8 protein-coding genes are annotated in these 11,614 nt (G+C 61.0%); 1 reads left to right on the top strand and 7 read right to left on the bottom strand.

The features are described 5' to 3' along the window. Positions 1-2,310 (bottom strand): ATP-binding protein (locus ACIREA_RS16120; RefSeq protein ID WP_397383320.1); only part of this gene is annotated, 2,310 nt, incomplete at its 3' end. 124 nt (positions 2,311-2,434) lie between these two features. On the opposite strand from ACIREA_RS16120, the gene ACIREA_RS16115 reads away from it, so the two are divergent. After that, entirely contained in the window at positions 2,435-4,510 is a 2,076-nt protein-coding gene (locus ACIREA_RS16115) for a prolyl oligopeptidase family protein (protein WP_397383319.1), read from the top strand. A 106-nt stretch (positions 4,511-4,616) separates the two neighbouring features. Here ACIREA_RS16115 and ACIREA_RS16110 read toward each other — a convergent pair whose 3' ends face one another. The 6 genes from ACIREA_RS16110 to ACIREA_RS16085 form a co-directional block, all read right to left on the bottom strand. After that, positions 4,617-5,816, bottom strand: coding sequence for a DUF1080 domain-containing protein (locus ACIREA_RS16110; protein ID WP_397383318.1), 1,200 nt, complete (start codon positions 5,814-5,816; stop codon positions 4,617-4,619). A 63-nt stretch (positions 5,817-5,879) separates the two neighbouring features. Further along, the gene (locus tag ACIREA_RS16105) at positions 5,880-7,076 is read right to left on the bottom strand and encodes a hypothetical protein (protein ID WP_397383317.1); all 1,197 of its coding nucleotides are present in this window, start codon (positions 7,074-7,076) and stop codon (positions 5,880-5,882) included. Positions 7,077-7,266: 190 nt separating this feature from the next. Then, on the bottom strand, positions 7,267-8,532 hold the full coding sequence (locus ACIREA_RS16100; protein ID WP_397383316.1) for a DUF1501 domain-containing protein: 1,266 nt from the start codon (positions 8,530-8,532) through the stop codon (positions 7,267-7,269). A 146-nt stretch (positions 8,533-8,678) separates the two neighbouring features. Beyond that, entirely contained in the window at positions 8,679-9,923 is a 1,245-nt protein-coding gene (locus tag ACIREA_RS16095) for an ABC transporter permease (RefSeq protein ID WP_397383315.1), read from the bottom strand. Positions 9,924-9,928: 5 nt separating this feature from the next. Further along, a complete protein-coding gene (locus tag ACIREA_RS16090; RefSeq protein WP_397383314.1) occupies positions 9,929-10,690 on the bottom strand; it encodes an ABC transporter ATP-binding protein in 762 nt (253 codons plus the stop codon). A 2-nt stretch (positions 10,691-10,692) separates the two neighbouring features. Beyond that, the coding region (locus ACIREA_RS16085; RefSeq protein ID WP_397383313.1) for an efflux RND transporter periplasmic adaptor subunit at positions 10,693-11,614 on the bottom strand (922 nt) is incomplete at its 5' end.

Genomic DNA, 11,614 nt, shown 5'->3' with positions numbered 1-11,614 from the left:
CTGATCGCGGATCTTCTGCGTTTCGTCGGCGATCTGCTTTTCCAACTCCGCCATGTCGGCTTTGAGGGAATCCAATTCACTCTGGGCGGCTTTGACATCTACGCCTTCCTTCCAGGCGCGGGAGGCGCTGCTGATGGTGCTGGCTTTGACGAGGCTGGTCTTGCGGCCGAAGATGGCGCCGAGAATGCTGCCGCCGATCTCAACGGCGGCGCTTAGTTTGGCGCCGCTCGATTGGGCCTGCTGCACATCCACCTTGCTGGCGGCTTTCTCGGCCTTGTCCTGCAGCGCCTTCATCGTCTTCGCGGTTTTGCTGCGCAGTTCCTCGATGGCAGCGTCACGTTGCTCGCGGGTTGTTTGTGTGATGCGCACCTTGAACTCGTCCTGCTTCTCGCCGGGGTTGGAATATACTTCTAGAAGCGGTGAGAAGAAGAGTTCAAGACTGTGATTGGCAAATACCCACTCGGTGAAGTCTTTTTTGATGCTGGTGTAGGTCGTCGTTTTCAGCGCGGGGCCCGGCAGGTCGGCATAGGCGGCGTTCTCCTTCGGTTCGCTTTCATACTTGGAGAGATCGTCGTCCTTCGGCACATCGACAAACTTGTCCCACAGCACCTTCTGCTTCTCGATGTCGATTTCATTCACAAGCGTGATGATGCTGCGGCCGCTGATCTTCCGCTTTGCATCATCAAACATGACTGTCGCGCTGCGCAGGATGGCCGGAGTGTAGGTGATGCGTTCGCCGTCGTCGTCGCTCGGCTGGAATAGTTCGGTTGCGCCGTCCGGCAGCTTTGGGCGCAGGGTGTTGCGGTCGGTGGCAGCGGGACTGCTGCCGCCGGGAGGCGCGAAGCCGTCATCTTCGGCTGCGGCAGTCTTGGCTCCAGCCTGCGGGCGGATCGGGTCCATGAGCGCTTTGATCTGTGGACGTGAAAGCGGGCCGCTCAGGTAGCTCATCAGCCAGCGCACGTTGAAGACGACGGGATGGTCTTCATGCACGTTGTTCATGAGGAAGACACGGTTGCCCAGTCCGGCCAGCGTCTGCTCCATGAGCTGGCGGTCAAACTTGCCACCTGCGGTGTTGGCTGCGCCCTCGAGTCCTTCGAGGACACGCATCTTGTCGCGCTCCGTTTGCAGCCGTCCGAGCCACCAGGTGCCGATGTTTGCCAGCGCCTTGTAGTCGAGGTCCGCAGGGTTTTGCGTGGCCAGCAGGATGCCGAGGCCAAACGCACGCGCCTGCTTGAGCAGAATCATGAGCGGCTTCTTCGAAGGCGGCATCGCCGTCGGGGGCAGGTAACCGTAGATCTCATCCATGTAGAAGATGGAACGCAGCGAGGTGGTGCCCTGCTGCGTGCGCATCCAGCCAAGAAGCTGGTTCATCAGCAGCGAAACGAAGAACATTCGCTCGGTGTCGCTCAGATGGGCGATGCAGAAGATGGTGATGCGAGGTTTGCCCTCAGGCGTGTAGTACATGCGCTGGATATCGAGCGCCTCGCCTTCCAGCCAAGTGCTGAAGCCGGGAGAGGCCAGCAGGTTGTTCAGCTTCATTGCCAGTGCGGTGCGCTTGGCCTCAGGCATGAAGCTGTCGAGATCCACCACGCCGACTTTGCGAATCGGCGGCTGCTGGATCTGGCGCACGAGATTTTCCAGCGTGATGTTCTGCCCCTTCTTCCAGCAAAATGCGACGATGTTGCTGAGCAGGATGTGCTCTGGCGACTGGATGGGATCGGCATTGACGTTAAGCAGCCCGAGCATGGAGGACACGGTGCTTTCGATGCGGTCGCCGAGCGCTTCGGCATCATCCATCACCTCCGCAGGCGGGCAGTTCAGCGAGCTGAGAATGGACACGGGCAGTCCTGCATTGCTGCCCGGCGTGTAGATCGCCATGTCCACCGTCGAACGCAGTTTCTTGACGCGGTCGGCGCTTTGCCCCCAGTCGCCCAGTCCCTTCTGCCACAGCGCGGATTGCGCCGCCGCGTAATCATCCGGTGACTGCCCTTTGCGCCGTGCCTCATCTTCATTGATCCATGGGCGAAACTCCTCAGGCGTGAGATTGGGGAAGGTGAGCAGTGCATTGCCGATGTCGCCTTTGGGATCAATCGCGATGACCGGCACGCCATCCATCGCCGCTTCTTCCAGCAGGGAGAGGCACAGGCCGGTCTTGCCGCTGCCCGTCATGCCGAGCACGACGCCGTGCGTCACCAGATCCTTCGAGTCATACAGTATGAGGTCGTCTTTGACCTGCTTGGAGGCGAGATCGTATTCACGACCGAGGTAGAAAGTGCCGAGCTTTTCGTATTGATCAGGAGAGATGGGCATGGTGGCTGGAAAGATGTGCAATGAGCGTGGCGGGGGCGGGTAGGATTGCAAAATGAGAATTGGAAAATGCAAAGTTTGAAATGACAGGCAGGATGCCGCCATGCGTGCCGCATATCTGCTCCTCATGACCACCGCCACTCTCACCGCCGAAGTTTTGACCTATCCCCAGACGCGCAAGGAGGACGTGGTGGACACGCATCATGGCGTGAAGATCGCCGACCCTTATCGCTGGCTGGAGGATGACAACTCGGACGAGACCAAGGCCTGGGTGAAGGCCCAGAATGAGGTGACTTTTGAGTATCTGGAAAAACTGCCGCGCCGCGAGGAGATCAAGACACGGCTGCAGAAGCTGTGGAACTATGAGCGCATGGGACAGCCGTTTGAGCACGGCGGTCGGTGGTTCTTTACTCACAATTCGGGCCTGCAGAATCAGGCGGTGCTGATGACGGCGGAGTCGCTGGAAGAGAAGGCGAAAGTGCTGCTGGATCCGAATGCGATGTCCAAGGATGGCACGACGTCATTGTCTGATTATGCGCCGACGGAAGATGGCAAACTCATCGCTTACGGCATCTCGGAGGCCGGGAGCGACTGGACGACCCTCCGCGTGCGAGACATCGCCACTGGGCGCGATCTGGACGATGTGGTGAAGTGGGTGAAGTTCAGCGGCGTGTCGTGGCGGAAGGACGGCAGCGGCTTCTACTACTCACGCTACGATGAGCCGAAGGCCGGCGCGGCGCTCACGGCGAAGAACGAATTTCACAAACTCTATTTCCACCCGCTGGGCAAACCTCAGAGCGAGGACCAACTCATCTACGAGCGCAAGGACGAGCCGAAATGGGGCTTTGGCGGCGGCGTCACGGAGGACGGGGAGTATCTCGTCATTCAGGTCTGGCTCGGCACTGAGCCGAAGAACCGCGTGTTTTACCAGAAGATCTCCGGTGGTGGCCCTGTGGTGGAACTGCTCAAGGACAACGATGCACGCTATGACTTCATCGACAATGAAGGCCCGGTCTTTTACTTCCGCACAGATCTGAATGCGCCGTGCTTCCAGGTCATCGCCATCGACGTGAGCAAGCCGGAACGTGGCAGCTGGCGCATCGTGGTGCCCGAGGTGCCGAAGGTGCTTCTGGAAGGCGTCAGCACGGTGGGCGGGCAGATGTTCTGCGAATATCTGCGCGATGCGAAGACGGAAGTGAAATGCTTTGATCTCGAAGGCAAGCTCATCCGCGACGTGAAACTTCCCGGCATCGGCAGTGCGGGTGGCTTTGGCGGGCATCGCCACGACACCACCACCTTCTACACCTTCACAGGATTCACCGAACCGGGCGCCATCTACCGCATGGATTTGAAAACCGGCGAGAGCAAGCTATGGCGGAAACCGCAGGTGGACTTCGATGGCTCCGCGTTTGAGACGCAGCAGGTGTTTTTTCACAGCAAGGATGGCACCAAAGTGCCGATGTTCATCGTTCACAAAAAGGGACTAAAGCTCGACGGCTCAAATCCAACGCTGCTTTACGGCTACGGCGGCTTCAACATCAACCTCACTCCCGGCTTCTCCGTCTCACGCGCCGTATGGTTGGAGATGGGCGGCGTCTTTGCCATGCCGAACCTCCGTGGTGGTGGCGAGTATGGCCGCGCGTGGCATCAGGCCGGCATCAAGCTTGGCAAACAAAACGTCTTCGACGATTTCATCGCCGCCGCCGAGTGGCTCATCGCGCACAAATACACCACCAGCGCCAAGCTCGCGATACAAGGCGGCAGCAACGGGGGGCTGCTCGTTGGTGCTTGCATGACACAGCGCCCCGAACTCTACGCCGCAGCTCTGCCTGCGGTGGGTGTACTCGACATGCTGCGCTTCGAGAAATTCACCATCGGCTGGGGTTGGAAGAGTGACTACGGCAGCGTGGAAAACCCTGCGGAGTTCGGAGCGCTGCTGAAATACTCCCCCTACCACAATCTCAAGCCCGGCACACGGTATCCGGCCACGCTCGTGCTAACGAGCGATCATGATGACCGCGTGGTCCCTGCGCACAGCTTTAAGTTTGGCGCGCGGCTGCAGGAGTGTCAGGCGAAGGATGGGTCGCCAACGCTGATCCGCATTGAAACCAGCGCGGGTCATGGCGCTGGCACGGCACTGAACAAGACGATTGAGAAGACGGCGGACGAGTGGGCGTTTTTAGTGCGGGCGCTGGGGATGTGAGATGGAAGCGCTTTCTGCACTCCGGCGAGGTGCGAAGGATAATCCTTGGCCGTCGGGTGCGGAGGGCGCGCTGATCGACGGACAGGAGTGTCCATCGTACTTTCAATCATTTCCGCACAAAGAAATTCGCGAACGTCATAGGAGTGCCAAAATCCGCGATGCCCACGGGGCCTTTCGCTGGGCCTTCGAGCGTGGCTTCCAGGGTTTGCGGATTGGCCTCCTGTGTTTCAGTCAGCGTGGCGGTGGCTTTCGTTCCGTCAAGTTTGAGACGGAGACGGTACCATTTGCCGAGTTTCACTTTGTCCGGGCCAAAGACGATTGGAGCCCTGCCGGTGCCGATGAGGACGGCGGGGCTGGTTTGCCCACGGACATAGAAGCCGGTGCAGGGAGTGTTGAGGTTGGCGGATTTGAGGAGCTGGAAGTCGGCGATGAATTCGCCGTTGGTGATTTCAGCTTCGCTCCACAGAGGCGTGGATTCCTGGCCGTCGGTGGCTTCGAGTTTGAGATTCCAATTGGAGGGCTTCCAGCGGGCTTCGTTTCCTGCGGCGACTTTCCAGCCACGGAGGTCGAGGCCGTTGTAGAGATGCTTCCAGCCTTGATCCAGCGGGGCGGAGTCGGCGTCGGTGGCTCCGGTGGAGGGGAGTTCTTTGATGCGCACATTGCGGAATTCGACGGGTGCGCCTTCAGATTCGAGGGCGAGGTAGCCTTTGCGCCAGAAGCATTTGTCACCGCCACTGACGACCTTGCCATTCACGGCTAGAGTGAGAGTGCCGTTGTTGCCGGTGATGCGGTAGTGGTTCCATTCGGGCGAGAGCTTGCTGCGTTCCTCGCTGGGAAAGCTGCGCTGGCCGCTGTGCTCGCCATGCGGCTCCATGGTGGCGCCGTGGATGGGGAAGACATCGCCATGCGTGGTGAACCAGCGCGGCTTCGTGGGGTCGGCGTGCTTCATGTAGCCTTGGTCGAGCACCTGAACCTCGATTCCTCGCAGGAAGGGAACGCCCGGCGCGGAGATGGGGCTGCCCCAGATGAAGACGCCGGAGTTGCCGCCGCTGGTGAGGTGTCGCCACTCGCACTCCAGGATGAAGTTCTCGTACTGCTTCTCGGTGCGCATCGCGCCAGTAGGAATGCCTGTGCAGCGAATGACGCCGTCTTTAATGCTCCATGTCTCAGGTGCGCAGTTCGCATTCACCCAGCCGCTGAGGTCTTTGCCGTTGAACATGGGCATGAAGCCGTCGTCATCAGCCGCATGAGAAAAAGGGAGTGTGGTGGAAAGCGCAAGAGCGCAGAGCAGCGTGGTGGATTTCATGTGCATCATCATACGGAGTCAGCGGTCGGGGCTTCGCATTCATTGTGCAAGAGATCGGTACAATCAAAACCGCCAATTCATCGCCACCTGGAATCCATTCTCATACGTCACCGCGCTGCTGCCACTCGCCTGGGTGCTCCACTTCACGTATTCCAGGTAGAGGTCAATGTTCTTGGTCATTGCGATGGTGATGCCGGGCACGAACATGTACTGCCTGCCGCCGGGATTGGAATCATAACCCGCCGAGTAGGCGACCCGCCACGTGACCGGACCGGTGACGTAGCTCGCACCGACGATGAAGTCCGTAGTGCGCGTGCTCATGCCCCCTGAAACATAGCGCTCAGGGGTGACTGCCCCGTTGCGCTGCAACACCTCGGCGAAGGTTTTGAACCTGCCGCGTGTGTAGGCGAGGTCGATGCCCCAGACCGTGAGCGCGTGATCATGGAATCCGGCACTCTGCGCTTTGACCTGGCCAATAGAGGCAGAAAGCCCCAGAGCGAGACTGGAGGTGGGGCTGAACCACCAGGTGGGCGCCACCCGCACCACGGCCTGATTTTGCAGGCGAAAGGCGCTAGTGCTTTCCGTATCAGCACCCGTGAGCCCAGGGCTGATACCATCCTCGCGGAAGAAGAACTGCGCGTGGGATTCCAGGCTGAACTTGGGCTTGATCCAAAACGTGCGTTCCCAGGACACACCGAAGTCGGAGTTGAGCATGAAGCCGTCGTAATAGAGCACGTTGCCATAGAAGCTGCCGTCCCATTCGAGTCCAAACTTGCGGCGAATCTGACCAATTTTGAACACGCCTGCTGTGGTGCTGGCCCATGCATACATCTCAAAAGGCCAGAAGGTCGAATCCATGGCATTGCGAAACGCATTCTTCTCACGCAAGCGGATGTCGGCATGCAGGCCCACGCTTTGCACGAATTTGCCGCCGGTGGCCCATGAAGGATCGAGCAACAGGTAGTAGTAATACGTGCCGGGCAGGGTGGGGGAGCCGTAACCGCTGGCACCAGGGCCACCGGTAGGAATCCGCCACCAATGCCACGCACCCAGCGTGACGGGAACGACGGCGTTCTTGCGGGCCTGCATGTCATCCCAGACACGCGCCGCGACCGTTCTGCCCAGCAGCAAACTATGCGGATCAAAATCCGTGTAGGGTGGATCTACACCGATGCCCTCGGCATGGACGACTGAGAAGGAGGCGGCAGAGAGTGCTGCTGCAATGACAAGGGAACGGAGGGAGGAGCGGGGAGGCTTCATGGCTGTCGGCAGGTGTTGATTGCCTTCAGCATGGGAAATCCCCCGTCTCTAAACAGACGGGTAAAGCGCAAATGAACGCGCGTTTATCTTTGCAACTGCGTTACACATGCAGGGTTGCGCGGCACAGCCCAGCGCTGTTCCATGGTCCCGCCTTTAGGCGGTCAGGATCGAAGACGATACCTCGCCCAGCTCACCCAAACAACGCCGCCACCGGCTTCCCACCATCCGTGATCGGCACCGGACGAGTGCCATCCATGAGCTCCTTGCTCGGATCAATGCCCATCGCAGCGTGAACCGTTGCGTGGAAATCAACGAGCGGGACGGGATTCTCGACGGGCTTTTTAGACAGTTCATCGCTGACGCCATACGCGCCGCAGTGGTTCAGTCCGCCACCGGCGAGAACCATGGAGAAGGTGGTGCCTTGGTGGCCGCGACCACCGCGTCCATCGAACTCTGGTGGGCGACCGAACTCGGTGCCGACGACGATGAGTGTCTTGTCGAGGAGCTTCTTGTCCTTCAGATCGCGGATGAGTGCAGCGAGGGCGGTGTCGAGTTCCTGGATGAGGAGGTGCTGGTTTTTGTAGCCTTCGTTGTGAATGTCCCAGCCAGTGCCGTTCATGAAGTTGAGGTTGTGTGAAACCTCGATGAAACGCACGCCCGCCTGCACAAGGCGGCGGGAGAGCAGGCAGCGCTGGCCGAATTCACCACCGTAGGCATTGCGCAGTGCGGCGAGTTCTTCCTTCAGATTGAAATGCCGCATGAACTGCGGGCCGGAGAGGCTGAGCGCCTGCTCTTGAGCGGTCTTGTAATCGGCAATGGCGGATTCCTTCGGCGCACGGGCCATGAGAGGCGCGAGCAACTGCTCACGGGTCAGTGCGCGTTTTTCGTCGACGAAATCTGGACGCGAAAAGCCGGCGGGGCCGGTGTTGGTGTCGGTGAGATAGACGTAGCCGGCCTTCGCTCCCAGGAAGCCTGGGCCACGGCTGACATTCGGATAACCGATGAGGATGTACGGCGGCACCTCGCCACCCACGGCACCGCGCTCATGCGCGATGATGGAGCCGATGCTGGGATACACCACATTGCCGGAAATCATGCGTCCGGTGTGGACGATGTTCGTGGCGAATGCGTGTTCGTCGATGACGTGATGATTCACCGTGCGCATCACCGTCACATGCTCCATGACCTTGGCCGTCTGGCTGAGGTGCTCGGTCACCTGCACGCCGGGGACGGTCGTGTCGATAGCCTTGTAGAGTGAGCCGGCCACCTTGGTCTTGTCGGTGTTGTTGCCGAGCTTCTTCGGGTCAAAGGTGTCGATCTGCGCCATGCCACCGCCCAACCAGATGAAGATGCAATGCTCCGCCTTGCCCTTTGGCATGTGGACGGGCGTGTTGTTCGCAAACAACGGTGCCGCGCCAAAGGCGGCGGCGGAGGTGAGGAAGGAGCGGCGTTTCATGGTCTTGCGTTATAAACGCTGAATAAACGCGGTTTTCACTATTTGCAGCACCTCACTTTCGTGGGGTGCTGGCTGGCTCCCATGGGGAAACGCTTGTCCAGCATTCAAGGTGGGGCTTTCCACGAAGTGTTCCGTGGAGGCCAAAATTACTCAAATCGAAGCGCCGCGATGGGGTTCATGTTGGCGGCCTTGCGGGCGGGGTAGAAGCCGAAGAACACCCCCACGATGAAGCTGATGCCGAAGGCCACGACCACGCTGCCAAGCGAGACGGAGGGGTGGAAGTTCGGGATCATGCTGGCGGCGGCACTGGCTCCGTAACCGAGCGCCACGCCGATGGCTCCGCCGAGCAGGCTCAGGGTGATGGATTCGATGAGAAACTGCAGCAAAATATCCCGCGGTTGCGCACCGACAGCGATGCGGGTGCCGATCTCCCGCGTACGCTCCGTAACGCTGACGAGCATGATGTTCATGATGCCGATGCCGCCGACTAGAAGCGACAGCCCCGCGATGCCGCCGAGCAGGTACGTCAGAGTGCTGGTGATGCTGTTCACGGTGTCCGCGATCTCCTTCTGGTTCACGATGTCGAAGTCGTTCTTGCGCCCGGCTGCCAGATGGTGGCGCTGGCGCAGCAGGGCGGTGACTTGCTCCTGCGCGGCGCTCATGAGCCCGTCACTGCTGATCTGCAGTGTGACGAGGCGCGGATACTTGTCGCCGGTGAGGCGCCGCATGGCCGTGGTGTAGGGAATGACGATGCGGTCGTCCTGATTGGCACCGCCCATGCCAGCGCCCTTGCTTTCAAGCTGGCCGATGATGGTGAAGGGCATGTTCTTGATGCGCACGGTCTGCCCCACGGGGTCCAGCGGGCCAAAGAGCTCCCGTGCCGTGCGCGAGCCAATGACGGCCACGCGCGCCGCGCTGCGTACCTCCCGCTCTGTAAACATGCTGCCGCGCGTCAGCGGCCAGTCACGGATGCGCAGGTAGCCCGGTGACTCTCCGGCGATGGTCGTGCTCCAGTTTCGCCCGGCGGCGACGGCCTGCGCGGTGAGAGTCACCTCCGGGCTCACGGCCTTGACGCTGCGCACTTCGCGGCGGATGGCCTCCACGTCCTCCAGCGTCAGGTTGCTGGAGTCCCCGCTGCCAGCGGCGGCAGCATTCGTCCGCCGGCTTTTGGAGAACACGATGAGCAGGTTTGAGCCGAGGGAGGAGACCTGGTCCTGGATGCGCCGCTGCGTGCCGCGCCCCAGTGCCATGATGGAGACCACGGAGGCCACGCCGATGATGATGCCCAGCGCGGTCAGGATGCTGCGCAGCTTGTTCCGCCGCAGCGCGCGGAAGGCGATCATGGCGGTGAGGCCTGCACGCAGCAGCGGCGATGTGAGCGTGTGCAGCATGGTGGTCAGGAGAGGCTGGCGTGTTGTTCGGACGCATCCAGCGCGGCACGCTGGTCGCCGGCAAAGATGCGCTGGGTGCTGGGCTCATCACGGATGATCTTGCCGTCGCGCATGACGATGATGCGTTTGCAGTACGCGGCGATGTCCAGCTCGTGCGTCACCATCACCACGGTGATGCCGGCGTCGTTCAGCGTTTGAAACAGGCCCATGACTTCGATGCTGGTGCGCGTGTCCAGGTTGCCGGTAGGCTCATCCGCCAGCACGAGCTCGGGCTGGTTGACCAGGGCGCGGGCGATGGCGACGCGCTGCTGCTGGCCACCGGAGAGCTGGTTCGGGTGGTTGTAGAGGCGTGCGCCCAGGCCCACCTTTTCAAGCGCCTCGATCGCACGCTGGCGGCGCTCCCGCAGCGGCACATGAGGGCTGGTGTAGAAGAGCGGCAGTTCCACGTTTTCACACGCCGTGGTGCGTGACAGCAGGTTGAAGCTCTGGAAGACAAAGCCGAGCTTCTGGTTGCGCAGGCGGGAGATCTCGGCACGGCCCAGCTTTGCCACGTCCACGCCGTCCAGCAGGTAGCTGCCTGCGGTGGGCTGGTCCAGGCAGCCAAGCATGTTCATGAGCGTGGACTTGCCCGAGCCGCTGGAGCCCATGATGGCCACGAACTCCCCACGCTCGATTTGCAGGCTGACCCCGTTTACTGCACGCACCTCCACATCTCCCGTGCGGTAGACCTTCTCGATGTTCTGCAACTCAATGAGGGGCGGGCTCATGGCTAGATAGAGGGTGGCGGCCCGTCCCCGCTTTCTTTGGCACCGCCCAGCGAAGCCGTCACCACGCGTGCGCCGGCCTGCAGCCCGTCAAGCACCTCCGTCTCGCTGTTGTCAGTGATGCCGGTGGTGACGATGACGGCGCGCAGCGTCTGCTCCTTGTCCGCGCCTTCCAGCACATAGACCATCTGCTGCCTGCGCTGCAGCTTTGCGTCAGTGGCACCGGTGACCTTGCTGCCTTCCGGCGGTGTGAAGCGCAGTGCGGTGTTCGGCACTTTCAGCACACCGCTTTTCTCAGCCGTCAGGATGGAAACGTCCGCCGTCATGCCGGGGAACAGCCGCTGCTCCGGGTTTTCCAAGTCGATGAGCGTTTCATACGTCACCACATTCTCCTTCGTCGTGGGGGAGATGCGCACCTGCACCACCTGGCCGTCGAACACATCATCAGGGAAGGCGTCCACGGTGAAGTCCACCTTCTGTCCCATCTTCACCCGGCCGATGTCGGCCTCGGAGACGGTGGCGTTGATGCGCATTTTTTTGATGTCCTGGGCGAGGGTGAAGAGCACCGGCGTGTTCATCGCCGCGACGACCGTCTGGCCTGCGTCCACCTTCCGTGAGACCACGATGCCGTCCACCGGCGCGGTGATGCTGCAGTAGCCGAGGTCTGTCCTGGCCTGGTCGAGCGCGGCCTCGCGTATGGTCACGGTGGCCTCCGCCTGCCCCAGCTCGGCCACGGCCTGCTCCACATCCAGCGCCATGACTCCTCGCAGGGGGAGCAGCTCTTTCTTGCGGGCGAGGTTCTGCCGCTTCCACATGGCGCTGGCCTTGGCACCGACCAGCTCGCCTTCGGCAGCCTTCACCTTTGCGGCATAGATGGAAGTGTCCAGCTCCGCGATGAGGTCCCCGCGCTTCACGATGGAGTTAAAG

Source organism: Prosthecobacter sp. (genome assembly GCF_044373815.1).
Taxonomy (GTDB): Bacteria; Verrucomicrobiota; Verrucomicrobiia; order Verrucomicrobiales; family Verrucomicrobiaceae; genus Prosthecobacter.
Note: the sequence above shows the minus strand (reverse complement) of the source record. Positions and strands in the feature narration are given on the sequence as shown.